20 protein-coding genes are annotated in these 26,260 nt (G+C 49.2%); 12 read left to right on the forward strand and 8 right to left on the reverse strand.

The features are described 5' to 3' along the window. Positions 1–39: 39 nt before the first annotated feature. The 5 genes from cas10d to cas3 form a co-directional block, all read right to left on the reverse strand. On the reverse strand, positions 40–3,453 hold the full coding sequence (gene cas10d, locus HJG54_RS33795) for a type I-D CRISPR-associated protein Cas10d/Csc3 (RefSeq protein WP_316436313.1): 3,414 nt from the start codon (positions 3,451–3,453) through the stop codon (positions 40–42). Continuing rightward, positions 3,437–3,889 carry a type VII toxin-antitoxin system HepT family RNase toxin gene (gene hepT, locus HJG54_RS33800; RefSeq protein WP_316436314.1) on the reverse strand — a complete coding sequence of 151 codons (453 nt, stop codon included), beginning with the start codon at positions 3,887–3,889 and terminating at the stop codon, positions 3,437–3,439. The genes cas10d and hepT overlap by 17 nt, the downstream gene beginning before the upstream one ends. After that, positions 3,886–4,563 carry a type VII toxin-antitoxin system MntA family adenylyltransferase antitoxin gene (mntA, locus tag HJG54_RS33805; RefSeq protein ID WP_316436315.1) on the reverse strand — a complete coding sequence of 226 codons (678 nt, stop codon included), beginning with the start codon at positions 4,561–4,563 and terminating at the stop codon, positions 3,886–3,888. The genes hepT and mntA overlap by 4 nt, the downstream gene beginning before the upstream one ends. 263 nt (positions 4,564–4,826) lie before the next feature. After that, positions 4,827–5,024 carry a hypothetical protein gene (locus HJG54_RS33810; protein WP_316436316.1) on the reverse strand — a complete coding sequence of 66 codons (198 nt, stop codon included), beginning with the start codon at positions 5,022–5,024 and terminating at the stop codon, positions 4,827–4,829. A 275-nt stretch (positions 5,025–5,299) separates the two neighbouring features. Beyond that, positions 5,300–7,477, reverse strand: coding sequence for a type I-D CRISPR-associated helicase Cas3' (cas3, locus tag HJG54_RS33815; protein ID WP_316436317.1), 2,178 nt, complete (start codon positions 7,475–7,477; stop codon positions 5,300–5,302). Between the two features lie 88 nt (positions 7,478–7,565). Between cas3 and HJG54_RS33820 the strand changes: the two genes are divergently transcribed. Beyond that, positions 7,566–8,438, forward strand: coding sequence for a WYL domain-containing protein (locus tag HJG54_RS33820; RefSeq protein WP_316436318.1), 873 nt, complete (start codon positions 7,566–7,568; stop codon positions 8,436–8,438). Positions 8,439–8,518: 80 nt separating this feature from the next. Continuing rightward, the gene (locus HJG54_RS35690; RefSeq protein ID WP_420717438.1) at positions 8,519–8,800 is read left to right on the forward strand and encodes a WYL domain-containing protein; all 282 of its coding nucleotides are present in this window, start codon (positions 8,519–8,521) and stop codon (positions 8,798–8,800) included. On the opposite strand, the gene HJG54_RS33830 is transcribed toward HJG54_RS35690, so the two are convergent. Then, complete coding sequence (locus HJG54_RS33830) at positions 8,790–8,957, reverse strand: hypothetical protein (protein ID WP_316436321.1); 168 nt, start codon at positions 8,955–8,957, stop codon at positions 8,790–8,792. The two genes, HJG54_RS35690 and HJG54_RS33830, sit on opposite strands and share 11 nt — an antisense overlap. 182 nt (positions 8,958–9,139) lie before the next feature. Between HJG54_RS33830 and HJG54_RS33835 the strand changes: the two genes are divergently transcribed. Beyond that, on the forward strand, positions 9,140–9,850 hold the full coding sequence (locus tag HJG54_RS33835) for a DUF4058 family protein (protein ID WP_316436322.1): 711 nt from the start codon (positions 9,140–9,142) through the stop codon (positions 9,848–9,850). A gap of 80 nt (positions 9,851–9,930) precedes the next feature. Here HJG54_RS33835 and galT read toward each other — a convergent pair whose 3' ends face one another. Beyond that, positions 9,931–11,010, reverse strand: coding sequence for a galactose-1-phosphate uridylyltransferase (gene galT, locus HJG54_RS33840; RefSeq protein WP_316436323.1), 1,080 nt, complete (start codon positions 11,008–11,010; stop codon positions 9,931–9,933). A 364-nt stretch (positions 11,011–11,374) separates the two neighbouring features. On the opposite strand from galT, the gene HJG54_RS33845 reads away from it, so the two are divergent. Beyond that, positions 11,375–11,836, forward strand: coding sequence for a DUF4383 domain-containing protein (locus tag HJG54_RS33845; RefSeq protein WP_316436324.1), 462 nt, complete (start codon positions 11,375–11,377; stop codon positions 11,834–11,836). 103 nt (positions 11,837–11,939) lie between these two features. Here HJG54_RS33845 and HJG54_RS33850 read toward each other — a convergent pair whose 3' ends face one another. Beyond that, on the reverse strand, positions 11,940–13,811 hold the full coding sequence (locus tag HJG54_RS33850; protein ID WP_316436325.1) for a glycoside hydrolase family 2 TIM barrel-domain containing protein: 1,872 nt from the start codon (positions 13,809–13,811) through the stop codon (positions 11,940–11,942). Positions 13,812–14,546: 735 nt separating this feature from the next. Here HJG54_RS33850 and HJG54_RS33855 point away from each other — a divergent pair. From HJG54_RS33855 to HJG54_RS33890, 8 genes are all read left to right on the forward strand, one after another. After that, positions 14,547–15,353, forward strand: a complete 807-nt coding sequence (locus tag HJG54_RS33855; protein ID WP_316436326.1) for a phytanoyl-CoA dioxygenase family protein — start codon at positions 14,547–14,549, stop codon at positions 15,351–15,353. After that, positions 15,353–16,414, forward strand: a complete 1,062-nt coding sequence (locus HJG54_RS33860; RefSeq protein WP_316436327.1) for a glycoside hydrolase family 43 protein — start codon at positions 15,353–15,355, stop codon at positions 16,412–16,414. Before HJG54_RS33855 ends, HJG54_RS33860 begins: the two co-directional genes overlap by 1 nt. 395 nt (positions 16,415–16,809) lie before the next feature. After that, positions 16,810–19,431: a UDP-galactopyranose mutase gene (gene glf, locus HJG54_RS33865; protein WP_316436328.1), complete on the forward strand. Its 2,622-nt coding sequence runs from the start codon at positions 16,810–16,812 to the stop codon at positions 19,429–19,431. A 36-nt stretch (positions 19,432–19,467) separates the two neighbouring features. Further along, entirely contained in the window at positions 19,468–21,696 is a 2,229-nt protein-coding gene (locus tag HJG54_RS33870) for a family 1 glycosylhydrolase (protein WP_316436329.1), read from the forward strand. Between the two features lie 433 nt (positions 21,697–22,129). Further along, on the forward strand, positions 22,130–22,696 hold the full coding sequence (locus HJG54_RS33875; RefSeq protein WP_316436330.1) for a hypothetical protein: 567 nt from the start codon (positions 22,130–22,132) through the stop codon (positions 22,694–22,696). An 11-nt stretch (positions 22,697–22,707) separates the two neighbouring features. After that, entirely contained in the window at positions 22,708–24,348 is a 1,641-nt protein-coding gene (locus HJG54_RS33880) for a RecQ family ATP-dependent DNA helicase (RefSeq protein WP_316436331.1), read from the forward strand. A 246-nt stretch (positions 24,349–24,594) separates the two neighbouring features. Further along, the gene (locus HJG54_RS33885; RefSeq protein ID WP_316436332.1) at positions 24,595–24,855 is read left to right on the forward strand and encodes a hypothetical protein; all 261 of its coding nucleotides are present in this window, start codon (positions 24,595–24,597) and stop codon (positions 24,853–24,855) included. Positions 24,856–24,989: 134 nt separating this feature from the next. After that, positions 24,990–26,123 (forward strand): hypothetical protein, encoded by a 1,134-nt coding sequence (locus HJG54_RS33890; protein WP_316436333.1) that lies wholly within the window; start codon positions 24,990–24,992, stop codon positions 26,121–26,123. Positions 26,124–26,260: the final 137 nt, after the last annotated feature.

The following is a 26,260-nucleotide window of genomic DNA, read 5'->3' on the forward strand; positions in this document are numbered from 1 at the left end:
TGAATTCAGTCAATACATCTAAGAATGAGTTAACTGAGTTTAGCCATCATCTTCTTCAGGTTGAACTGGTTCTCCTTTCGCGGCTAACTCTTGATTCTCCTTATCCTGTGCTAGTCGATACAGGAATTCACAGGTATCTCGAATTAGATTAAGCTGCCGTCCAGCTAGTCTGGCCCGGTCGCCTGCAAAGGCTTGCTCAAACAGGTTTTCTACAAAATAGCGGGCAAACGCCAGAATTGCCTGTCGCTCAGCTTCTCGATCTGAAATGACTGCAAAGCCCTCAGCTCGTGAAGCTCGCACCCGATCCATGAGCTTAAATACCTCAGAAGCAACTGCCATGACCAGGGTTTCGCCGTAAAACACGCTCGATTCAGCTTTGAGGATGACTTCGGCAGCAACATCAATCGGCTTGAGTACAGCATTCGCTTTTGGATTATAGCGTTTACCAGCCCGATAAAACTGACGGTATAAATCAGTGAGCTTTTGAGGATGATTGATTGGGGATGATTCTTGCACAATAAGCTGCTCCAGAGATGAATCAAAGTTAACTTGCGGATCGAAACAAGGATAGAAGTGATAAGTATAGAGACGAATCTTCTCAATACGAGCCGTTTCGCTTTCTTGCTTTCGCACCCAGCGATTCAGATAGTTAAATACGTAAAGTGGGCTGGTTTCAAAGTCCCTGGCTAGCTCAGTCAGCTTGCTCCAGTTCGGGTCGTACCCACCTTTGCCCTGCTTGGCATTCACGTCTAAATGAATGGCATAGGCGGCTGTGAGTCTATTTAAGGGTGCGGAACGCTGAGTTCCATCTGCCGTTCGCCAGCCTTGCAAAATTGCATCTAGTCGAAATCGCTCCTGACCACAGAGCATCCGAAATGCTTGAGGAGCACTGTCGAGAAATACACTTTCCTCAAACTCAGCACCATCATTGAAAGGTGGAATCGGCGATTCAGATACAACCATTTTGACATCCAGAATCAGCGGAAACGCAAAGGCCAACCAAGTAGGCATCACCCAGGACTCTGTGTCAGTAGGGTCTTTCCCCGGCGGCAGTGCCATAAAGTAAAACGTCAGCGGCTGGTCATCTGGATAGGACAACTTAAAGCTGCGGTCACGTCGATAGTTCGGATCGGTTTCAGGTAGCGCCATGCGCTGTTCTAGGTCTTCGTCCATCAAAAAGGCATCGACCGTTTGATACTGAAATTGACTGAAATCAGCCTGCAAATCTTTAGAAATAAAATGGTTTCGCAGGCTGGTATCAAACCGCGTTTGAGCAATACTGCGATAGGCTTTCTGTAAAAATTTGTTGGTTTCAGGCGTGAAATAGTAAGTGGGATAAAAGTAGAGATACCGATATTTGCCGTCCTCAAACCGTTTGCCAGTGGCTTGGGTTTGATTCATCAAAATCTGCCGCAGCATAATCTCCAGACCTGCAATGCTAGAGATACTGCGTTTGGCGTTGGAGCCACCCAACATTTGCTTGTTAGTGTAAACCTGCGGTGTAAACAGCACTTCTGCTTCCATCTGCTCTTTAACGCTGTAGGCAGAGTGCGAAATCGAGCAAATGGCCTGCTTGCCCCGTCCTGTTCTTTTAGCAGCACTATAGCCAGCAAATTCTTTCAAGAACATTTCGGCTTGCTCAGTTGCCGATTGAGTTTTAGTAACAGTAGGCAGCATTACCACACGCTGTATCCAATCTCGCAGATCGTCCCAACCGTCAACCAATTGATACTGAGCCACAATTGGTTTAATTAAATCTGCAACATACTCAATAATTTTTTCACCGACTTCTCGCACATTTTCAATACCTGAACCGTCCAGATACCGTGTAGCAAGAAAGTACCATTCATAGGGAACTCCGCCTGTATTTCCGGGTAGCTTGTTCTCTTTCAGCGTCGTGTTAATGGCCTGAATCTCTCGAATTTGAGGTAAATAGGCTGCAAGGCCCAAAAACTCAGCAACTCGATGCACCAAATTACTGGGCGTGAGTTCGACGGGTGGCAATTCAGCCAATGTTTTCTGTTTTTTGCGAGCCTGCGCTCTTGCTTTGACTACCTGATCAATTTGCTCTACTCGATTACCCCAAATTTTACGACTGATCACATCTCCGAACTCAGCCAGTTGGTCAATTCGAATATCGTCTTTCAGGCTAAAGTCAGAGTCAGCCGAGAGCGCTCCTACTTGCTGAAATTTCTTGAGGTTTGCACTGCGGTTGGGTGCAACTGAGGATTTATTCGAAGAGAGAATCCGCAAGGTAGCGTTCAGAGCAATTTCCATCAAGCCGCGATCGTCACAAAATAGCCGATAGTAGTCAGCATATTTCATGCCTTTACCGTCCCGACCAAAACCTGTTTGTCTGAGCTTCAACTGCTCAAAACAGAGTTGCTTGATTTTAGCAACGACCCGATTCGGCAACCCACCTGGATCAATGGGTGGCGCATTTCGATCTGCCAGGTAAATAACGCCTGTAGGTAAATACAGCAGTGGTTCATAGTAGATGCAGTCCTCTGTATTCAGTTGTGTATGAGCTTCCATCACTGCATTGTTCACTATGTTGGTGAGAACACCCTGGTTTTCGGCAATGCTGTGATAGGTAAATCGGAGCTGACCATCGCTGAGTTCATGAATTAGCTCTTTGAGGCGGGTGTGCTCCGCATCCTGCGGATGTTTGACAATTGAAGCAAAAGAATCTGCAAGGCAGGTCAGATTTGATAGATTTCGCAACGTTCGATCATTCAAACTTGGATTTAACCCGTATTCAGAAAAGTTCCAGTTTGTATCCCAACGACGCTGAGCGTTGTATGCAATGCAGAGCAGATCATCAATATATTCTGTGTAAGCGCTTGGGGTTTTTGGGCTGATCAGGTAATCCAGCCCGAGCTGCTGCACTTTCTGCTGAATGATTTGACGATGCTCCTCTACGGTTAGTTTGCGACAGTCATTGGGTACATCTGGAAATTTCTCGAAGTCATGCAAAATAAAACCCGCAATCACTAGCCTGCGTTCCCGTTCCCGCACAACCCGTCTGATTGTTGTGTTCAGTCTTTCCAGCCGCTGCTCAACCAGATTTGCTGGAAATAGACCATTTAATAAATGTGTATTTAAAGATTGATCAGCAGCATTATCGCGCCGGACTTTGGCCTGGTCTGCTGCGGTTCGCTGACGATCAAGTTCATCAAAAAAATTGCCGCCCTTTGCCGTTACCCCAATCGCGATCTCCAGCAAGTTGGGTAATACATAGTTCGCAAAATCATTCATCACAGCGTCATCAGGATTTTGCGCCTGAATAGCAGCTCGCAAGAGTTTGAGTGTTAGTAATTCGCGCTGGGCAGGTTCAATCGTTCGATTGGCGACTGCTTCTAAGTCAGTATCGTCCTCTAGCCAGTCGCTTTCTAACGTTGATGTTCCATCTAACGATGACAAGATAGATAGTTGATCAGGTTCCTGGTTCACGGGATTCATCCAAACGATTCAAGTAGAGGTTAATTGCCTGAACATATTGAGAAAACTGATTTACAGCCATCGGGATGGCTGCAAAAACGATGCGATGATCAATTTCATCGTATTGATGTACCAATCGATTTCGCATTCCAGCAGCCTGTGCAAGTTGTTCTGCTAATGCTAAATTGATCACTCCACGTCTGCCTGCTTTGATGAATGAGTCAAAATAGGTTTCAGGTGTATCTTGATATAGCTCAACTAATAAATCTGAATTAATGTCTGAGGCTGCTTCAACCACAACCTGCAAGAGTCTCTCTGCAATTAACTGTTGATCGAAATCTTCCAGATAGTTTTCTAGTGAGATCTGGCTAAATTGTTGTAGTCGAGTCAGGCATTTGAGGATGAGCTGAATTTTGGACTCAATGCTTTGATATTTGGTTCTATTCATACCGAAAGTTTTTGCAACCCCAACTCAATGCTGCGTTTACGCAGTTTGCGAAATTTCGCGGTGTCAGCATAGGTTTTCCAGGCTCTACGGCGAAACTGGGTGAACTCACCCGACTGTTGCTCATAGAGCAGAATTCCATCTCGTGCCACAGCATAGGCCAAAGTAGGAGAGCAAAACTGGAGATCGATGCAATCAATTTGGTTATCTAACAGATGGTACGTTTGTTGAAGAACTCCCCAGATTCGAAATGCATCCAAGCCTCCAGATTCATAGTGCTGTCGCAGTGTTTCATCACAGAGAAATGCAAAATCCCAATCGCTGCCTGAGCGATGATCCCCTCTGGCTCTAGAACCAAACAGCACCAGCAGCTTTAAATAGGGCACCTGTTCCAGAATTTGAGGAATTGCTGTTTTCAGATCAGGTAGGGATTGGGGCTGCTTGACTGTCAGATGTTGCTCCGCTTGCAGCACGAGGTTCTGAGCATACAGCAAACAGGCTTGGATGTCAGCCGCTTCCAGCTCTGGATATTTTTCTAGCAGCGACTCGATTGTTTCTCCAGCAGCAAGGCTACCTAAAATTTGTTCGACAGAGAGTCGGTGATTCCGAATCCTTAGCTTGGCATGGGGCAGATTGGGAGCGTTTGTGATGCGTTCTAAGGGATTGTGTTGGTTCATCTGCTATGTCCCTGGTTAAAACGTGTCTTGGTCATGTTCAGTTACTCAATTGTTCTCTGTAGTTTCAGAAAAGAGGGAAGCCGCCTTACAATTACAGTTCTAAGATTCAGTTTTTCCAGTGACTTAACCAGCCTTGCTAAATAGACAGCTTTGGGGGTTGAGACTACTTACGCCTGGACTTAACGCTGCAAGCTATTGAAAGCTTCCCTCGGTAAAGCAGATTTTGCTCTTCGCAGAATCTGCTCTGAAAACAGTAACTCCGATTAAAATCTAAGCAACCGATAGTGGTGTTTCATGCCATCGCGTTCGGTTTCGATCGAATAGCGTTTGTCTCGCGCTTGTTTGATGGTAGCCCCGAACCGCCATCCTACTTTCTTGGCCAATTCATCACCCCAGTGCCAATCGCCATCAGCAAGAACCTCCAGCAACAAATCTACTTTGGTTTTCTTCAGACTTCTCATTAAATTCCTCCTTACAGAAAATTATGTAGTTCAAAAGAACTATGTAGTTTGACAAAACCAACCTAACTCAAGCGACAGCAATTAGCAAGCAGTTAGTTCAGACTTATTTGACCAGTTAAATACATCAGCACTTCGAGATGACTGATAGAATATCGGGAAGCGGAGTGCGTGACTCACTGAATCCCGGTTACGGGACTGAAACAAATAGGTCTGCACTTAATGGTGCAAGCTTTTCAGTCTCCGCCTGATTGAATCCCGGCTACGGGACTGAAACCCTAAAGAAAGATTGCTTCACCTCCCTGCCTACGGCGCAACTGATAGGCCAGCGTGTCCAGCAGCATCGCGCTCTGCTCGAAGGCAATAGAGTAGGGCGCAACTGGATCGTGGTAGCTGGAGGGGTCGCTGATTGGGTAAATCTGGAAATGCATCGGCAGGCGTAGCTTAAATCGCACCTCAGAAACGGGGTGGGGAACCACATAGCAAACTAACGCTTGCTTGCAGAGCCGCCGGTTAATCTCAACTGCCCAGCGGTTATTAGGTTGCCAGATTTCAATTCCCTTTAGCACCTGCACCCGCCAAGCTGCTGCTACTGATGACAAACCGCTGCCGTAGGTAAACTTCCAGTCCAAGCGCTCTTCCCGGTAGCCCAGCAGCTTAAAGAAGGCGAGACAGTGAGCAAAGCGGCCCTTGGGAATGGGTTGACCAATCTGCTGAGCTGTCTCATTCAATGTCCGCATAAACGCCGCTTCTGTCCAGGATTCAATTTCTAAGTTGCTGAGAATGCCTGATAGGTCATAGGTTTTGAAGCGATCAGCGACATTGGGTTCACTCAGATCATACAAACCGCACTGCAATGGACTCGATCCTCGAAAGCTCTGGGCATCTTCATAAATGGGATTGCCTTTGGTCTGACCAGAGAGCTGCTGCCACTCCCGTTCCCAGTCTCTGACCCGACTGTTTAGTTCGTTGAACTTGCAGTCGAAAACCTGTTCAGCCTGTTGTTTGAAGGCAGCTAAGCTACCCGCATACTGCTGCTGAATGGTCTTATGAGACAGTTTGCGCCCCAGAGACAGCGACTGGAAGGCTCCCCACCGTCTGTAGTAGCCCTGAAAGCTGTTGATCGAGCGATATTTCTCCCAAATCGTACTGTGCAGAAAGGGTCGATCGTAAACGCCATCCGGCGTGAGCGGCGGTGTATCTCCAGCAAACAGCCGCTCTACAAAAAAGTTGGGTACCAGTGCATAGGCAACAAAGCCATCAAATTGCACAAACTCTCCGGCCTGATCATAGCCTTCATGCCGCCCTAAGCGCCCTAGACGCTGAATAAAATTGCCAGCATCAGCAGATTCAAAAATCAGAAAGTTAATTTTAAAGTCAACCCCGACATCAATCGTGCTAGTTCCTAGAACCAAATCTGCTGCTAGTGATGCTGCACGGGTTTGCTGTCCAGAAAGCCCAGTATTTTCGCCAACAACCAAGCCATGCGGTTGTAGAGCAGCCTGGAAAAAAGGCAGCAAGCGTTTGATAGCAGCAATTGAATTGAGAATAATTGCCCCTTTGCTGCTGGGATGCGTTTGAAACTGCTCCAGAATTAGATCAACATTTTGCTTCAGCCAGGTTTCAGAGGCTTTTGCTGAAGATTCGATCGGCACAAAATTGAGTTGAATAGAGCCTGCTACTCGCCGCCAGTTAGCTGCAACAAGCTGTTCCTGTTGCTCTGGCGTAACTGGGAACTGATATTTGCCTTGCTCAATGGGATTGATCACTCGACAGCGAAAGCCTGCCTGTCGAAGCCGTTGCATAAGTGCTTCATCAGGTGTTGCAGAAAGAAACAGAAATTTTTTGCGGCGATTCGTGCTGCGAATCAACAGCATTGTATTGATTACACTTGAAATTTGTGGAGCTGCGAATACATGAAACTCGTCAAAAATAAATAGATCAAAATCTTTATCAATTCGGCCCCACAGCTTATCAGGGCTATCGCCTGGAATTAGATAGGCACCGCGATGTAGATAGTGAAAAATATCAGGATTGGTCAGCAGTAACTCTGCTTGGCCGCTGTGTGTTGAAATTGCAGCAGACTTTCTCAGTTCTTCATTTTCAGCATAGGTTTCTAGCGTTGCGCCACTTAAGCGTACCACTCGCGGTTCATTCTGAGGTTCAAACAAATCAATATATCGCTGGGTTTGGCTTTCCTGATCTCGTGCTAATTCATTTGTGGGATAAAGCGCGATTGCAGTGCAGTCTCCCTGAAGCACAGAGAGTTGTGCTGCCAAGCTTTTACCGTCTCCGGTCATTGCTGTGTTAAATACAACATCCACATCCGGATCACGTAATGCCGTAAGTGTCTCAATCTGATGCCAAACTAAGGACCAGCCTGCGGGTAGCTGAATATCAAAACAAGCCTCAGCAGGACAAGAATAAACAGGGTGGAGCGTAATGGGGTAAGCCATAGTGTGTACGCAACGGCTTGCAATACACCTATACTGTCATGCATGATGGAAATGTGCAAGTACAAAATGTACGTACACTGAGGTAGTTATGGGTCGCCGAGGACAATCAATTACACTTGCCATTTCTGAGCGAGACAAGGTCCAACTTGAAAACCTGGCCCTGGAGCTAGGAATTACCTGGGGCGACCGCCCCAATATTTCCAAGCTGGTCGAAGCCATTGCCCGCCGCAAACTGCTGATTAGAGCCAACTACGATTGGACAGCCGACCGCATCAACGCGCTTAACCAGGCCCGTATTGCGCTCGTTGATGCCGGAAACATTGAAGCTTCGATGGTTGTTGCCCAATTGTTGCTGGAGCGGAGTGAAATTGCCCTGCCCCTGCGCGCTGAGCTAGATCAATTTGTCGCACACCCTGTGCAACCCTGGCGGCTGGCAATTGAGCACTATATCCGCCAGAGTCAGCCCTTTCAGTTGTCCTATCAAGATGCAGCCGAGCAGGTCTGGCAGTTTACAATTCGCTATGCTGAACTGACAACCCACGAAGACCGGCAGTACCTCGACTGCTGGTGTGACGAAACGACCGGAAATCAGGATTTACCCGAACTAGCGCACAACCGGTGTCTGCGGCTCGACCGAATTACCGATGCCTCTGTTGCGCCTGTGTCAGGCCAATGGCATGGCGGACTGGCGACGATTCTTGTCGAGATGCACCTGTTTCGTGGACTGGCTTTCGCCTATCGTAGCAAAACAAACCAGGACGAGGTCAATGAATGGTTAACAGACAGTCCCCAGGTGCGGCGAGTGGTGCGGCGAGTATCCAGTACATTCTGGTTGTTGCGAGAAATTTCGCGTTACTGGGAAGATTGCATCATTCTTTCACCTCAGAGTTTGCGGATGCGGATGCAGAAGAAGGTTGAAGCGATGCATCGTCTATATGATAGTGTTCAGGATGAATCGTAACTACGATTGGCATGAGGTTTTCAGTCTAGTAAAGCAATAATCTCATTCCCTGGACCTATAGCCACTTCCCAACCCTAAAAATCCGCTACCGCTTATTCGGTGCTCTCAAACAGTACGAACCCCGGCGATCGCACGAACAGGTAGTACAGCACGAAGCAGATCACTACATTGAAGTTGTCACCGAGGAAGATTCCTGCTTCTGGTTCCGTCAGCGAATGCTGCAATACGGAGCCAGTGCCAAGGTCATTGAGCCGGAGTGGTTGGCTGAGCAACTGAGGGAAACTCTAGAGAAGGCATGTACCAATTACAGGGCAACCCAGACCATAGAGGTTGCCCCTAAACCCAAAGAAATCAGATGCTGAGAGCTTGTCGGATCGTTTCCATGATCCACCCCATGAGAGCACCATCACTCATACCTTTGAAATATGGAGCATCATTGATACCCATCTGAGTTTTCAAAGTCGTAGCAATTGCCACAAGATAAGGGGAGAGATTGTTCTGGTGCAGGTTTTGGGTCATAATGATCTCCATATTGGTATGGTGATTCAATTATGAATCCTGGCAACGGGACTGATAGCTTTTCAAAACGTTCTCATGTGGGGGCGTTGTTTTTTTAGGTGCTACTGCTGAGGCAATATGAGCACTATCCTCAGCAAGCGGAAATTTGGATCGGGGTTAAGCAAGGTTCTTGATCAACTTCTATGTCACTTCTTGATCACTTTCGCCCTCCTCTCAGTACCCGACGACATTGGCACAGCTTCCACAATGCCTGGTCAACCTATCTGGCAGATGACTTGAATCAGCGATTGCCAGAGGGATACTTTGCGGAACCCAACGCTCAATTTGGGATTGAAATTGATGTGGCTACATACACTGAAGTGGGATCTGGTACTCCACCTCGCTGGACTGAAGAATATCCGCAGTGGACGCCTGAATCGCCAACAGTAACGCTACCCTTCCAATTGAATACAGACATCGTTGAAGTACAAGTCTTGAGTTTTCAAGAAGGACCAACGTTGGTGGGTGCAATTGAGTTGATCAGCCCTGCGAATAAAGATCGTCCGGCTCATCGAGATGCCTTTACCTCCAAATGCCAAACCTATCTGCAGCAAGGAATTGGACTGATTATTGTAGATGTGGTGACAACGCTATCCGCAAATTTGCACAACGAGTTGATGAAACGATTGGAAATGCCGATTGAACCAATGGACGCTGATCTGTATGCGATTGCCTACCGAGTTGCAGAAACGAGCGAGTCGCCGCATCTAGATATTTGGCAAGAAGCTCTCAGGGTTGGCAGCCCGCTTCCCATTCTGCCTCTCTATCTCAAAGGAGGGCTGTATCTACCGATCAACTTGGAGGAGACTTACCATTACACCTGTATTCGACAGCGGATTCCTGAATCAACATAAGCTACAGTGTCACTCAGCTAAAATCGCAATGATTTTCCTGTGCTGGCCTAGAGGGATTGGGTGCAATAGTTTTCTATTGGCTATAGCGTCACTATCACCGCCTGAAGTTCCTTTGCCTTTTCCTCAGGCAGCGCATCGTTAGCAAACATACCCGCAGCCAGCTCGGTACCCGCCAGATACTTGAGCCGGTTTTGGGTGCGATAGGGTGGATAGAATTCCGCATGTAGGTGCCATTCTGGATGGGAACCCTGGGTTGGGGCTTGGAACCAGGCCATCAGGTAGGGAAAGGGGCGATTCCAGAGGCCGTCATACTTCAGCGTTATGGTTTTCAGCGCTTTGGCTAAGCCCTGCCGCTGTTGAGGAGATACATCACTCAGGGTGGCAACTGGGTCAATGGGGGCCAGCCAAACCTCGTAGGGATAGCGGGCACAGCTTGGCACAAAGGCAATGGCAGTTTCGTCCTGATAGAGAATGCGCTGATTGTCCTCAACCTCTTTCTGAATTAAATCCTGCAATAGTCCTCGTTGATGTTTTCGATAATATTCTTGTTGACATTGCTGCATCCGCGCCGGTACAGGCGGCACAAACGGATAGGCGTAAATTTGACCGTGGGGATGGTGTAGTGTTACTCCTACCTCGACACCTTTGTTTTCAAATGGTAAGACATATTGAATCTCAGCATGACGGCCAATCACCTGCGTTCGGTCAGCCCAAACTTCTAACAGCAGTTCCAGATGATCTAACGGCAGCAGGCTCAGGTAGGATTGAGGGTCTTGGGTAAACACAACCACTTCGCAAATGCCTTGAGCGGGTAAGGTGGGTACAATGCTGGCGGGTGGATCATGGGCAGCCAGCGTCAACGAGGGAAAGCGGTTGTCGAACACGGCAATGTCGTACTCTCCCTGGGGTAGTTCGGTGGGGAATTTGGGGTCAATGGTGGGCGCGAGGGGATTGTATTCGGGCGGAGGCATGAAGGTTCGCCCTTGTCGGTGACTAGCATAGGCCACCCATTCGCCTCGCAGCGGATGCCAGCGCAGGTGGGGATTGGCGGTCACGGGTTCGTCACTGGGGCTGGGCGCAATAATGCCACTCGCAATGGGGGAACGGCTATAGAGCGTTAGGGTGCGGCCATCGGGTTTAGGCAGGATTTGAAAATACATGCTTGGTTTCTGCAAGGTTGAATAGGTACCATTTTGGCTTCTAGGCTATTTCAATCATGGCTGAATCTGATTTAGTTTGGTTTGATTGATGGAGCAGTTCTAAAAATTCCCACCTTGGGCAGACTAATTTTTTCTCGGTTTTAGCGCAGACTAAAAGCAGCTAAAGGCTGATCTAGATTCTCAATAGCGTTATACAAATTCCTCAAGTAAAAATTACCAAGAATTACCCCTCTACATCTTCAGAAATTGGCCTTGGTGGAGGTAGGTGCCAGGAATCACGCCGGTATAAATCCTACTGTTTTTAGTTCTAACTTTTAGCTTTAGCAATTTTAGCTTTGACGATCAATTACAACGGAGCATGACTATGGGAGCACGCTATTTCGCTTTAATTAGCGGTATTATCTATCTTCTGATTGGTATCTTTGGATTCGTTCCGGGCATGGTTGCCACGCCGGGCACAGGTGGACCTGAAGTGGTTCTAAATGAAGGGTACGGCTACCTGCTCAACCTATTTCCGATTAATGTCCTCCACAATATAGTTCATCTGGCCGTTGGTGCCTGGGGATTATTTGCCTACCGCAGCTATATCCAGGCTCGCACCTACTCACGCGGTTTGGCCATTTTCTATGGCATTTTAGCTGTGATGGGACTGTTGCCGGTACTGAATACAGTTTTTGGCTTGATTCCCATCTTTGGTCATAATGTCTGGCTACATGCCCTGACTGCTGCCATTGCTGCCTACTTTGGGTTCAAGACGCCTACCCCTGCCGATATCCGCGAGCATGAACGCGAGGTGGTAACGGGCCGTTCTCGTGGGCGTTTTTGAGTTGGCTGATCTGGCTCCGCAACGGGCTTTAGAAGTAGCTATACCTGGCGTTTGAGTTTAATCAAGTTCAGGTATAGCTTTGTTTTGGCTGGTATGTTGAACTTCAGTGACACTGGTTACCACAGTGCAACTGGGTATGAATTGAGTTTGACGCCCCCTCCAGGTGAACGGTTGTTAACACGGTGGGTTGTGATGTGCTCCAGCCCATTGTGGCAGCTCGAATTGCCTCAAGCGGGAATTTGGGGGTGCGGTCGGCATAGAGCAAACCGTTGGCTTCTTGGAATGTGTCGGTTAACTGGGTGTAGCAGAAACCGCTAAACAGTTCGATTTGGTTCACGGCAGTTAGAAGGGCGGTGTAGCGAGTTTGCAGCTCAGACACTTCCGCAGAACGCACATAGCCCCAAATGCTGTGATCGTCTGGTTTACCATAGGCGATGCCGCCAAATTCGGTTAGCATAATCGGCTGGCCTTGATGGGGGTAGCCATCTAGGGTTAATACTCGCCCACCTGGACGTTGGCGATCAAACAAATCGGACAACTTTACTTCTGGGCCATAGCGGTTGATTAGCTGAACCGGATTATTGTCATAGTCGTGGATGGCAAGGATATCGGTAGCTGTACTTTCCCAGCCGTCGTTGCCCACTACCGGGCGGGTTGAATCGAGGGCTTTGGTGAGGTGGTAAAGGGCTTGCACATAGTTGCGGTGGGCAGGAGTGGCGGTCAGATCAGGAACGCCCCAGGATTCGTTAAATGGCACCCAAACCACAATACAGGGGTGGCTAGCGTCTCGTTTGATCACTTCAGCCCACTCTTTCATCATTCGTTCTACGGCTTTGGGCGTGAACCGATAGGCGCTCGGCATTTCTTCCCATACCAATAGCCCCAGCACATCGGCCCAGTAAAGGAAACGAGGATCTTCTACTTTTTGGTGTTTGCGGACGCCGTTGAACCCCATTTGCTTCACCAACTCCACATCCCGCTGCAAGGCTTCCCCGGAAGGAGGTGTCATTAGCGATTCTGGCCAATAGCCCTGGTCGAGTACGAGCCGTAAATAGTAAGGTTGTCCATTGAGCATAAACCGATCGCGATGGATGCTGACGGTGCGCATGGCGGTGTAGGACTGCACCTGATCTAGCAGCTGGTTGTTTTGCCAGAGCTGGACCTCAGCCTGGATCAGCGTCGGTTTTTCTGGACTCCAGAGCAGTTCGTTGCGGTAATCGTCAATGCCTGGATCGGAGAGGGCAATGCGGCGATGGATTTCTCCGTTCAGCACTTCGTAGGTGTCATTGACCAGCAACTGTTTGCCCGCCGTGAGCTTGACTTTGATTTGCACATTCTCTTGCTGCTGCCCAGTCACAAAAGCTTCAAAGCCAATTTCCCAGCGTTCAAAATGGGGCGTCCAGCGAATCGAGTCGATGTAGGTTGCTGGCACTTGCTCGACCCATACCGTTTGCCAGATGCCGCTCGTGCGGGGATACCAGATGCTATGGGGATGTAACTGCCAGTCCTGTTTGCCGCGAGGCTTGGCCAGATCAAACGGATCATCCTCGGCCCAAACCGTAACTCGCTGCTTGCCATCGGGATTCAGCACGGCAGTAATATCAGCACTAAAAGGAGTATGACCGCCTTCGTGCTCTGCCACAAATTGGCCATTGACCCAAACCCGAGCGCAATAGTCTACCGCGCCGAAATGCAGCAGCACCCGTTTGCCAGTCGATGCTACAGCAGTTGGGACATCTTGGCCATCGATAGATGGCAGCTCAAATTCTCGTTCGTACCAGCAGTTGGGATGAAAGCCGGTATCATAAATCCCACTTTGGATAGATTCGGGCGCAAACGGAACCTCGATAATATGCGTCCAGGTTGCAATGTCGCTTGGTTGACGGTAGTCTCCAGCATCGTCAAAGCTAAACTTCCACGGACCGTTAAGGCACAGCCAGTTAGATCGCTGCAGTTGCGGACGCGGGTAAGCCATGTCAGGCAGGTTCAAAGTGTCTGAGTTTGAGATGACGCAAGGTTGGGCGTCCTCAAGGCATTTGCCAAATGCTTTCATCAGATTTCTACTGTCTCTTGAAAGGGGATTCTCTTTAGGCTAGGAGATAAAGCGGTTTATTACAAATCGCTTTATCTTCCTTTCTCTATGGTATCCCCGGATTTTGGAGAATATTTACGTTTCAACCCAATTTTTAGTCGTTGTTTTTCAGTTCAAGTGCCAATTTGGGTCGAATTAGCTCGGATTAGGTTGGTTTGAGTGAATTTCAGCAGCTAAGTAAAAAAGAATTCAATTTGTAAATCTGTAATGTGTTTGTTAACACAATAACTCTCAATATTTTGATATCTGTCTAAGTATTGACAAAAGAAAAACAAAGAACAAACTTTTTTTACAATTTGGCGAAAAGTAAACTGTCTGCTCTCGACCGAGCGGAATAATAGAAAACGGTATTCCTGATTACTTCGTCGGCTTACAGCCTTTTCCAGGCTAATGAAGGACAAAAAATGGGGTGCAGGGGCCATGCCCCTGTGTGGGGGCGAAGCCTTCCACCCCTCGTACCTTACCAGAGTGGAAAAGCTATATAACTTTGTGAGGCTACGACTTGTCGGGTTCGTCGGGGGGCTTGGTCTTTGGGGAGTACGCAGCCTTGGGGAGCAGACAGAGCATCAGGGGTACCCAGAGAACTAATCACCTATCGCCACAAAAACACATGGTTCTATGGTTCAAACTATCCCTACTGCTCACTTCACGACCGATAATCTAGATCAACTGGCCGCAGACCTGAATCGAGATGGCATCTGTATTCTGCGCGGTCTGTTGGATCAAAAGCTAATTCAAGGGTGGGCTGCCGCCTTTGAGCAGTTGTTTCAGCAGCGGCAACAGCAGCCTGGTGGTCTGGCTCCGCGGGAACAGGCTCGCTATTATCTGACGCTGCCCTGGGTAGCTCCGTTTGCTGATGCGGCTGTGTTTGCTAATCCGGTGATTTTGGCAGTGCTGGATCGGGTTTTTGCTCAAGAATATCACTTGGTGCAGCTAGGAGCGGATGTGCCGGTGCAGGGATCTCAGTATCAGGAGATCCACCGGGATTTTCGTCCGTTGTTTTCTGACCAGATTGTGACGCCGCTCTATGCCTTGGCGGTCAATTTTCCGCTTGTGGAGGTAACAGCCGAGAATGGCCCCTTCCAGATGGCGCGAGGCACTCATGTTTTGTCGCGGCAAGCTGGACTTGCGAAAATTCAGTCTGGAGAAATTCCGATCGAGTCATTCTACTTGCAGCCGGGAGATGTGATGATTCGCTCCCCGCTGGCTTTGCATCGAGGCTCCCCCAACCGTACCAACCAGCCCCGGCCTATGATTGTGATGGGCTATGCGATGCACTGGCTGCACACGCCAAAAGTAGAGCTGACGCTGCCTCACGATTACTACAGCTGCCTGCCGAAACCGACTAGAGAACTACTGCGCTGCCAGGTCGTGGAGCAGTTGCCCTTTCAGCAGATTGAAACCTATATTAACTTCAAGTATTAATGGCGAAACGACGCACCTACACCAATCCGGTCTACGCGGGCTACTTTGCTGATCCCTTTGCCTGGGAACATGGTGGCACCTATTATGCCATCGGTACGGGTGCGCCAGAAGCGGCAGGACAGGTAGATATAGCTGTTGATCAACGAGTTAAGGAAAATAGGAACACAACCGTTGCTGTGTCGGTCGATAAAGTCGGTAAAATAACGGTTGCTTCTGTCTTCCCGCTGCTATATTCAGAAGATTTTGTTACCTGGCAGTTTGCTGGTTATGCACTAGTGCGTCCCGATTCTGCCTTGGGAGATAGCTTTTGGGCACCGGAAGTTGCCTATTGCGACGGTATATTTTATCTGTATTATTCGGTGGGCTGGGAAGACAAACAGCATCAGTTGCGGGTAGCCACCAGTGAGCATCCCTTGGGTCCCTATCACGACATCGGTTCACCGCTACTACAAACTGATCCCCCTTTTGCGATTGATCCCCATCCGTTTCGGGATGACGATGGACAATGGTACCTGTTTTATGCCTGTGACTTTTTAGACACCGCAGCCGGTGCCAGAGCTGGTACGGCCCTGAAGGTAGACCGATTGATCAGCATGACCCAGCTTGCCGGAGAAAGTAGGGTTGTGCTACGAGCACACTCAGACTGGCAGCGCTTTTTGGCAAGCCGTTCCATGTACGGCGGTATCTATGATTGGCATACTCTAGAAGGCCCCTGTGTTCGGAAGCATGCCGGTCGCTACTACTGCTTTTACAGCGGTGGGCGCTGGGAAACCGAGAGCTATGGAGTTGATTATGGAGTAGCCGATACGGTGATGGGTGACTACTCTGATGCTGGGAATAAATCCGGTCCGCGAGTGCTGCGTTCAATCCCAAATCGGGTACTGGGACCGGGGCACAATTCAATCGTGGTTTCACCCGATCATCAGGATGAATATATCGTTTACCATGCATGGAATCAATCGAAGACAAAGCGACAAATGTGCTTAGATAAGCTAATTTGGACGCCGGATGGTCCCCGCTGTCTAGGTCCTACCTGGCTACTGCAAACCGTCAATAGCTGATAGCTGTATTTCTAATAACAGGTTAATTTAGCTAAATTCTATTCTCTAGTTAGAGGACCTGATTTGCTGCTCCTGTTTCCTTAGGTAGAAGCATAATAATTATAAACGCATTCTTATATAGTAAGAGCATATCACCAAGAATTGATGGTGAAAATCTTCATCCGTGGCGATAGAGCTTCACGGCGACTGATCGAGCGAACAATTTCCTGAGCTTATTCTAGATATTCCCCTGGGATATTTATTCTGATCTTTTGGACCGTTGCTTCGGGCTGTTACTTTCATCTCTGTCAATCTGCTTCGGATCCTTGCTTTAAATTCTTGATTCAAAAATGGGGACAAATCTGGCTCAACATGAGTAGCGCCGGTGATCAACGTCAAGTAATTGGGATTAAACAATGACTCAATCTAATATGCAAAATACTAATCCGAAAAATGGCAATGGCGATTACGGCTCTAATTATTCTCACAACCCAGACGCTCAACCTAATTCGCAGAATGGAAGCGTATCGGCTAATCCGCTTGCCTCTAGAAGTTTATATCTATCTAGCCCCCAATTTACTGACTCGTTGGCTGATTCGTTGTCTACCCAGACGGCATCTCGTCCAACGGCGACTGGCCTTCCCGATCTAGTTTGCTTATCTCACTTGCGCTGGAATTTTGTGTTTCAACGGCCTCAACATTTGCTAACGCGCTGTGCTCAAGCTCGACGAGTTTTCTTTATCGAAGAACCGATCGTGCAGCCGCAGATTTTGGCTCATGTGCAAGTGAGCAATCCGATTGGCAATCTGTGGGTCGTAGTGCCCCATTTGCCAGAAGGGTTGAGTGAAGCTGCAATGCAGACCACTCAACGATTGTTGCTAGACAATCTATTTTCAGAGCACAGCATTCAGCACTATATTTGCTGGTACTACACTCCAATGGCGTTGTCGTTTACTGAACATTTGCAGCCGTTGCTAGTAGTGTATGACTGTATGGATGAGCTGTCAGCCTTTAAAAACGCTCCTGCCGCCCTCAAAAACCGTGAGACTCAACTTTTGCAACGAGCCGATCTGGTATTTACCGGCGGTCAGAGCCTGTATGCAGTCAAGCGCGATCAGCACCCGAATGTGTATGCGTTTCCTAGCAGTGTAGATGTGCCCCACTTTGCCCAAGCTCGCACTCTAACTCAGGAGCCACCCGATCAGGCTGCTATTCCCCATCCTCGGCTCGGTTTCTTTGGTGTGATTGACGAGCGCATGGATATTGAACTGCTGGCAGGCGTGGCCGAAGCTCGACCGGATTGGCATTTGGTGATTATTGGCCCGGTGGTTAAAATCGATCCGGCCAGCTTACCTCAGAAAGACAACATTCACTATTTGGGTGCCAAAGACTACCAGGCACTACCGACCTACTTGGCCGGCTGGGATCTGGCCATACTGCCCTTTGCCCGCAATGAGTCTACCCGTTTCATTAGCCCTACCAAAACACCAGAATATTTGGCTGCGGGGAAACCGGTTGTATCGACCTCTATCCAAGATGTGGTGCGTCCCTATGGGCAGCAGGGCATGGTGTATATTGCTGATACGGTGCCTGAGTTCGTGGTCGCTGCCGATATCGCTATGCAAATGGATGTTCATCAGTCGGGTTGGCTCAGCCGAGTTGATGCGTTTCTAGAACAAATTTCCTGGGACCGCACCTGGGCCTCGATGTTGAAGTTGATTGAGGAGACAATCGACGCAAAACAAGCTAGCTTAACAGATGCAAGCAGCTCGAATAGTGCTGGTGCTTACAGTAATGGCAATATTGCTGTTGATATCAAGAATAGCGTTAGTAATAGCGCTGCTAGAAATAGCGCTAATGGCAAAAATAACAACGGCGAAATAGCTCAATCGGCTGGGTTAGGTGCTCCAGGAGTGGTGACGCGTGAGTATTTGTTTGACTATTTGATTGTGGGAGCTGGGTTTTCGGGTAGCGTGATTGCTGAGCGGCTAGCTTCCCAATTGGGTAAGAAGGTGCTGGTTGTGGATCGGCGTAACCATATTGGAGGGAATGCTTACGATCACTATGATCAGGCGGGTATCCTGGTGCACAAATACGGTCCTCATATTTTCCACACAAATTCCCGTGAGGTATTTGAGTATTTGTCTCAATTTACCGAATGGCGTTCCTATGAGCATCGCGTGCGGGCCAGTGTAGATGGACAGCTCGTTCCGATTCCAATCAACTTAGATACTATCAATACCCTATACGGCCTTAATCTCAACTCGTTTGAAGTCGAAGATTTTCTCAAATCCCTGGCTGAACCGCGTGAGTCGATCCGCACCTCGGAAGATGTGGTGATTAGCAAAGTGGGACGAGTGCTGTACGAGAAATTTTTCCGAGGCTATACCCGCAAGCAGTGGGGACTCGATCCATCTGAGCTGGATAAGTCAGTGATTGCCCGAATTCCGACCCGCACCAATCGAGATGACCGATATTTTACTGACACCTATCAAGCAATGCCGCTGTACGGCTTTACCCAGATGTTCCAGCACATGCTGTCCCATCCCAATATCAAGGTGATGCTCAACACTGACTATCGGGAAATTGTCAAAGGGATTCCTTGCCGCGAAATGGTCTACACCGGTCCGATCGATGAGTTTTTTGATTACCGCTATGGCAAACTGCCTTACCGCTCACTGGATTTCAAGCATGAAACTCACAACATGCCAGTCTACCAGCCTGCTCCGGTAATCAACTATCCGAACGAGCATCTCTACACTCGTGTCACCGAATTTAAGTACCTGACTGGTCAGGAGCACGCTAAAACTAGCATTGTCTACGAGTTTCCTAAAGCCGAAGGCGATCCCTACTATCCGGTACCCCGTCCAGAGAACGCCGAGATCTACAAACAATACAAAACCCTTGCTGACGCAACGCCAGGTGTATATTTCACCGGGCGTTTAGCAACCTACAAGTATTACAACATGGATCAATGCGTGGCTCAGGCACTGACAGTTTATAAGCAAATGGCTAATAAAGCGATGCTGATGGTTTAAGAGTGCGTGTCTATTCGAAATACGGCAGTAAACGCTATGGCGACGAATACAGAAGCTGCACCTTTGGAACTGTGGGCTGGTTTGGAATGCACAGTAAATCGAGTTGGAGATATCTATTTTGATCAACTAGACCGCAATGGTCACGCCCATCGCCTGGATGATTTAGACCGCTTTGCCGAGATGGGTATTCGCACGCTTCGCTATCCAGTTCTGTGGGAGCGGATTGCGCCGCATGGATTAGAGCAGGCCGATTGGTCCTGGGCGGATCAGCGGCTGGAACGGTTGCGTCAATTAAACATTCGTCCGATTGTAGGGCTGGTACACCACGGCAGTGGCCCTCGCCATACCAATTTGCTGGATCCGGCCTTTCCCAACCAATTAGCGGAATTTGCCCAGGCGGTGAGTCAACGCTATCCCTGGATCAGCCACTACACACCGGTCAATGAACCCTTGACCACGGCTCGCTTTAGTAGCCTCTATGGCTACTGGTACCCTCATTGCCGAGATGATGTTGCGTTTATTCGGACTTTGTTGCAGCAATGTCGTGGAGTGGTGCTGGCGATGCAGGCGATCCGGCGGGTGAATCCAGAGGCGAAACTCGTGCAAACCGAGGATTTCGGCAAAACCTTTAGTACACCGCTACTGGCCTATCAGGCCGAGTTCGAGAATCAGCGGCGCTGGCTGACGTTTGATTTGCTGTGTGGGCGGTTAGATTCTGCCCATCCGCTCTGGTCCTATCTCCAGTCTTTAGGGATTCAGCAATCCGAGTTGGAGTGGTTTCTCGATTCTGCCTGTCCGCCCGATATTCTCGGCATTAACCACTATCTGACGAGCGAGCGGTTTCTCGACGAACGCTTAGAGCATTACCCAAACCATACTCACGGTGGTAACGGACGCCATCAATATGCTGATGTTGAAGCGGTACGGGTGCGGCAGGACGGCATTGCTGGCCCTCAAGCTTTGTTGCAGGAAGTCTGGGAGCGTTATCAGTTACCCTTGGCCGTTACTGAAGTGCATTTGGGCTGTACACGCGAGGAGCAGTTACGCTGGCTGAAGGAAGTCTGGGACGCCGCTCAACGGCTGCGCGCTGCCAATGTAGACATCCGGGCTGTGACGGTCTGGTCGCTGCTGGGTGCCTACGATTGGAACAGTTTACTGACTCGCGTGGAGCATCACTACGAACCTGGTGTGTTCGATCTGCGTGCTCCTCAACCCCGCTCGACGGCTCTCGCTGCCATGATGCGCTACTTGGCTCAAGGCAAGCCTTACGACCATCCGCTGCTGGATGTACCGGGCTGGTGGCGACGGGATGAACGATTGCTGTATCCGCCGGTAGATGAGAAAGGAGTGGACGCAACCTGTGAGCCTCGCCAAACGGGAGGAATAGGCGGCAATCCATTAGGGAAAAGTGCGGTTACTAGCGTTAAACCGGTGTTGATTACGGGAGCGACGGGAACATTGGGACGGGCGTTTGCACGGGTTTGTCAAGGGCGGGGGATTCCCTATCGGTTGCTGACGCGGCAAGAGTTAGATATTACCAATCCGCTGTCGGTGCAGCGAGCGTTGGAATGGTGGCACCCCTGGGCAGTGATCAATACGGCAGGATATGTACGGGTAGATGAGGCAGAACAGCACCCCCTGCTCTGTCGGCAAATTAACGCAGAAGGGGTCGCGATTTTGGCAGAAGCCTGTGTCGAGCGCCAGATCGCGCTAGTGACTTTCTCGTCGGATTTGGTATTTGATGGCAACCAAACTCAACCCTATTTAGAAAGCGATATAGTATCGCCACTGAATGTTTATGGCTACACCAAAGCGGTGGCTGAGCAGTGGGTGCTGTCGCTTCATCCCTGCTCGCTGGTGATCCGCACGAGTGCTTTCTTTGGCCCCTGGGATGAGTACAACTTTCTGACGATTGCACTGCGAGCGCTCGCCTCTGGCCAATCGTTTGTAGCGGCTGAGGATGCGGTTGTTTCACCAACCTATGTACCCGATTTGGTTCACGCTACGCTCGATCTGCTGATCGATGGCGAATGCGGTATTTGGCATCTGGCCAACACGGGAGCGATGGCTTGGGCTGAGTTGGCCCGTTTTACAGCTAAAATGGCTGGATTAGATACCCACGGGATTGAAGCGCGTCCGCTGCAAAGTTTGGGTCTGGCTGCTCCTCGGCCCAGCTATAGTGTGCTCAGCAGTGAGCGGGGAATTTTGTTGCCGTCGTTGGAGCGAGCAATTGACTGCTATTTGCGGGAGTGTGGGTTTTGTTGAGGACAGGGAGATGGCGGCTCGTGAACCTCGCCGAACGAGGGAGGTGGCGGCTCGTGAACCTCGCCGAACGAGGGGAGATGGGGAAGCAGTCTGACTCCCGTCGGCTGACGCTCTGGGAAGCCTGACTCCTGTCTCCCTAATGCCAAATTTGTTCAGTCAGTGTTCTGCTTCACTCTCCTCTTTTACCAAAACTATGTCTCTAGCAGTAGCTATCCTCAGGGCAAAATAGCTGGATTTCCTGCTTTAGACCGACCAAGGTTGCTGCAATAAATGTTTACATGTGATTAAGGTTTATTTGAACCATTTGCATAAAGTTAGTCGAAGGTAGAAATTGGAGAAATTGGTAAAGCGCTGTTGATAGGTACAGTGTATTTGTCGAATGTATTTGTACGAAAGAGTCTTTGAACGACAAGTGGAAATAGGATAAAAGAATATGGTTAATCAAACAGCTCAGATGCGAGGAATTGGGGTTTTTTCTGATCAAGAATCGCTGGCAGAGGCGCTACAGCAATTAAAAGCGAATAACTTTGCAATGGAGCGCATTTCGGTGATTGCCAGAGATGCGGACGACTCTCAGAACGTAGAAGGGGCTGAGGTGAGTGATGAAGTGGGCGATCAGAAGGTTAGGTCGGCGACTGGCATTGTTACCGATGCAGTTCGGAGTGCTACCTGGGGTTCGCTGTTGGTGGGGCTAAGCAGTTTGGCGATTCCCGGATTGGGGGCAATTATTGCCGTTGGTTCGGTGGGTACAGCTTTGCTGGCGGGTTTTGCCGGTACGGGCTTGAGTTTGGCAGAGTTCAACAATATGGCGAATGCATTCATGAAGCTGGGCGTCCCGGAAACTGAGGCTAGAATGTACGCGGAAGCTCTCAGCACTGGCCAAAATCTGGTGATTGTCGAGGGCAGCGACGCCGAAGTGCAGCAAGCCGAAGCTGTATTCAAGAACAGTGAGGTGCAAAACTGGAGCACCCATCCGGCTCAGGCGATTGAATCACGGTAGCTAGCTTGGCAATGGCAAAAAAACAACTAAACCTCGAACGGGTCGCGCAGGAGCGATTTGGCTTTTCAGAGTGGCGACCTGGGCAGAAACAGGCGATTGAAGCGGTTTTATCGGGGCGGGATACGCTGGCAATTATGCCTACTGGCTCCGGTAAGTCAGCGATTTATCAGATCGCCGCTTTTTTGATTCCGGGCTGCACGGTGGTGGTTTCGCCGCTGGTGGCGCTGCAACGGGACCAAGCACAGTCGATTGCTACCCAGCCGATTGGCGATGCTGCCGTGGTTAACTCGGCCATTTCCGCCTCAGATCGGCAAGAAGCCTTTGAGCAGTTGGAAGAGGGCGATCTGGAGTTTCTGTTTTTAGCGCCAGAACAGCTCAGTAACCCCGAAACGTTTGAGCGATTGCAGACGGCTGAACCGACGCTATTTGTGATCGATGAAGTGCATTGTGTCAGCGCTTGGGGCCATGACTTTCGGCCTGACTATCTGCGGCTGGGGCAGGTGATCGAGTCGTTGGGACATCCGCGCATTTTAGCTCTGACGGCAACGGCAGCTCCCTTGGTGCAGACCGAGATCATAGAGCGATTGGGCATGAAAAAACCGGCGGTAATCGTGCAGGGATTTGATCGCCCTAGTATTGAACTTAGCGTCGAGCGGTTTGAGCAGGATGATGATAAGCAAGCCTATTTGATTCAGCAGGTGCTGCGAGCCGAGAAGCCGGGTTTGGTCTATGCGGCCACCCGAAGGCGCACGGAGGAGTTGGCAGAGGTGCTAGAGCAGGCCGGGGTGCGGGCTGGATTTTATCATGCCGGGATGAAGGCGGCTGAGCGTCGGCAGTTTGAAACGGCCTTTATGCAGAACGAGATTGAGGTGCTGGTGGCGACTACGGCCTTTGGTATGGGAATTGATAAACCCAATATTCGCTTTGTGTTTCATGCTGATATTAGCGATTCTATTGATTCTTACTATCAAGAAATCGGTCGGGCCGGACGGGATGGGGAACCTGCTAGAGCAGTTCTGTTTTACAATCCAGCCGATTTGAGTCTCAAGCGTTTCTTTTCAGGTCGGGGCGAGGTTCAGCCAGAAGTTATTTGCTTGATGCTGACAGCAGTTGCAACGTCTCCTCAGCCCATTTCTGTAAAACAGCTCCAGGAAAAGACTGAATTGTCTAAACTAAAGCTAAATAAGCTGTTGAATAGTCTGACGGAAATTGATGTACTAGAGGTATCCCCGTCAGGAGAAATCAGCTTTTGTGAACCAATAGATAACCTAGAAGCAGTAAGTCAGTACGTAGCTGAAAAAATCACTCAAGCGCAGAAACAGCGACAGAAATTTGAACAGTCGCGTTTAGAGATGATGCGGAGCTATGCCGATGTGAAAGGCTGCCGACGGGAGTATCTCCTCAACTATTTTGGCGAACAGTACAACAGCCCCTGCAATAACTGTGATAACTGCAAAGCCGGAGTGAGCGTTGAAGCGTCCAGCCATCAACCCTATGCTCTGAATTCTCAAGTGACCCACAAGGAATGGGGCTTGGGAACGGTGTTGCGCTATGAGGGCGATAAAGTAACGATTTTGTTTGATCGGGTTGGCTACAAAACGCTGGATATCCAGACGGCGTTGTTGCGTCGGCTGCTCCAGCGAGTTACTTGATCCCTAGCCTATAGGTAGATTTGCAACTTTCTGGAAGAAATAGCGATAATCATTCGTTTTCGTTTGTTATTTTCGTCTTGCTATCATCTCCATCTTTGGAGTTGAACATACTAGCCTAATCTTCTCCTTCGGGTAGAACAGATTCGAGCTTTTTTAGGATAGCACTATAGATAAGAGTTTATGAAGCGATTCAGGCTAGGTATAGCCAAGGATCAATTGAACTCTTGCTGAATTGAGGAATTTATTATGTCTGGACAAATATGCTGGTTGGAAGGCTTTGCAACCAATGGCGAAAAGATTTTGCATATGCGTTTGCAGCCCCATGAGCCGTGGAAGCCATACACTGCTTTTCCGGGATTGAGTGTACCAGACTATGACATTCCCAGAGGTTCTAAAGGATGGGCTACCTGCCAAATGCTCTTAAAAGCAGGTTGGGAACTGATTCCATCTAACCAAGCAAAAGCGAGACCTGCAATGGTGCCCTTAGCGAGTGCTGCTCAGCGTTGATTGGTGGCTGTTTTGAATCGCCCCTAGCTGTTGGAGAGATGCCGTCAATTACCAATGCAAGTAAATGCCGACTAGATGCCGAGCAAATGGCGACCCAGGCATACCGTTGAAAATCACCTGAAGGTTCTGAAACTATGTCTGATAATTTTAACAGCAACAGCAATATGAGCGTTGCATCTAACCACCCGTCTGAGTCATTGTCTAAGTCATTGTCTGAATCATTGTCTGAATCATTGTCTGAGCCATTGCTTGGGCCAGTATCTGGGGCAGCACCTGAGTCAGTATTTGAGCCAGCATTTGAGCCAGTATCTGAGCCAGTATCCGAAGGTGCATTAGAAGCCGATCAGTTCACGATTCAGCTAAAGCGTGCAATTTGGCTCATTGGTATTCTAGCCTGGATATTTAGCTTCAGCGACCGCGGTATTGCTGCCTTCAAGGATGGCTATCTCTCCCTCACCGAAGGATTGGTGTTACTGGCTATTTTTGTACTGTTTCTAAGTTGGGTTTCGCTCAAACCCCAACCTCAGCCCCAGCCGCAAAAGGTAGCCCCACCCAAATTACCTTTCAGTTTTTATCCGGCTCAAAATCATCTGGCTGCGGCCCAAGCCCGCATGGACGAACTGCAACCCTACCACCTGATCAGCCAGTCCTATCTTTTGCCCTATCCCTATCTGGCACAAATCTATCATCTGCTGAATCTGAAGCATCTGGAAACCATCCATAGCTTTAGTTTGAATAACCTGAAGGTGGTTAAAGTTAGCTCGCTGGAAAAAACCGAGCAGGGTGGTATCGTCACGTTTCAGACCATGCTGGATTCGCCGCTGAACATTCTGCGGATCTGGCGCGAAACGATAGCCGAAGTCAAGCTGACGCTGCACACGCCCTATACGGTGGAATTGGGAATTCCGGTCTATGGCGATAAGATAATCATTGTGTTGTTTAATGCCATTCCTCTGAGTGGCACGGAACACCAATTTTGCGTAGACATCTACAGCAACCTCAACTGGTACAAACCCGCTCTCAAACCCATCCTCCACTTTGCTTCCCTGTTAACCCTGATCGAGGATTTGCCCTATCTGGAAGCCCTGACGCGCAAGGTGCAGCACCTGTCCCAGCTCGATCGCGTCCAACTCGACAAATATCTCGACAAACAGCTCGATAAACTCGATAAAACCATTAACCACGAGATGTGGCTGTTCAATCGCTTTATCGGCCTGTATGGCGCTAACCTGTGGGGAGGGTTGGAGTTGGCTGAAGCAACGACGTGAGGGATTGACTCCCCCAAATCCCCTGTCTCCTAAGTCCCCCACCTGGGGGACTTTTGATCGTTGTTCATCAAACGAGCGAGTCGTTTTATACCATTTCCCTTTGATTGGGCTACAGATCACCAAGCTCAACCGGCTAG

Origin of the sequence: Leptolyngbya sp. NK1-12, from assembly GCF_032598965.1 — a bacterium.
In the GTDB taxonomy this organism is placed as follows: Bacteria; Cyanobacteriota; Cyanobacteriia; order Elainellales; family Elainellaceae; genus Elainella.

Bases quoted from the DNA above. Each gene is read 5' to 3' on its own strand.
- HJG54_RS33830 (WP_316436321.1), bottom strand. From the start codon at position 8,957: ATGACCCAAAACCTGCACCAGAACAATCTCTCCCCTTATCTTGTGGCA.
- HJG54_RS33870 (WP_316436329.1), top strand. From the start codon at position 19,468: ATGGCGACGAATACAGAAGCTGCACCTTTGGAACTGTGGGCTGGTTTG.
- mntA (WP_316436315.1), bottom strand. From the start codon at position 4,563: ATGAACCAACACAATCCCTTAGAACGCATCACAAACGCTCCCAATCTG.
- HJG54_RS33855 (WP_316436326.1), top strand. From the start codon at position 14,547: ATGGTTCAAACTATCCCTACTGCTCACTTCACGACCGATAATCTAGAT.
- HJG54_RS33880 (WP_316436331.1), top strand. From the start codon at position 22,708: ATGGCAAAAAAACAACTAAACCTCGAACGGGTCGCGCAGGAGCGATTT.
- HJG54_RS33875 (WP_316436330.1), top strand. From the start codon at position 22,130: ATGGTTAATCAAACAGCTCAGATGCGAGGAATTGGGGTTTTTTCTGAT.
- HJG54_RS33845 (WP_316436324.1), top strand. From the start codon at position 11,375: ATGGGAGCACGCTATTTCGCTTTAATTAGCGGTATTATCTATCTTCTG.
- glf (WP_316436328.1), top strand. From the start codon at position 16,810: ATGACTCAATCTAATATGCAAAATACTAATCCGAAAAATGGCAATGGC.
- HJG54_RS33810 (WP_316436316.1), bottom strand. From the start codon at position 5,024: ATGAGAAGTCTGAAGAAAACCAAAGTAGATTTGTTGCTGGAGGTTCTT.
- HJG54_RS33820 (WP_316436318.1), top strand. From the start codon at position 7,566: ATGGGTCGCCGAGGACAATCAATTACACTTGCCATTTCTGAGCGAGAC.
- HJG54_RS33885 (WP_316436332.1), top strand. From the start codon at position 24,595: ATGTCTGGACAAATATGCTGGTTGGAAGGCTTTGCAACCAATGGCGAA.
- HJG54_RS33850 (WP_316436325.1), bottom strand. From the start codon at position 13,811: ATGGCTTACCCGCGTCCGCAACTGCAGCGATCTAACTGGCTGTGCCTT.
- HJG54_RS33860 (WP_316436327.1), top strand. From the start codon at position 15,353: ATGGCGAAACGACGCACCTACACCAATCCGGTCTACGCGGGCTACTTT.
- HJG54_RS33835 (WP_316436322.1), top strand. From the start codon at position 9,140: ATGTCACTTCTTGATCACTTTCGCCCTCCTCTCAGTACCCGACGACAT.
- galT (WP_316436323.1), bottom strand. From the start codon at position 11,010: ATGTATTTTCAAATCCTGCCTAAACCCGATGGCCGCACCCTAACGCTC.
- hepT (WP_316436314.1), bottom strand. From the start codon at position 3,889: ATGAATAGAACCAAATATCAAAGCATTGAGTCCAAAATTCAGCTCATC.
- cas3 (WP_316436317.1), bottom strand. From the start codon at position 7,477: ATGGCTTACCCCATTACGCTCCACCCTGTTTATTCTTGTCCTGCTGAG.
- HJG54_RS33890 (WP_316436333.1), top strand. From the start codon at position 24,990: ATGTCTGATAATTTTAACAGCAACAGCAATATGAGCGTTGCATCTAAC.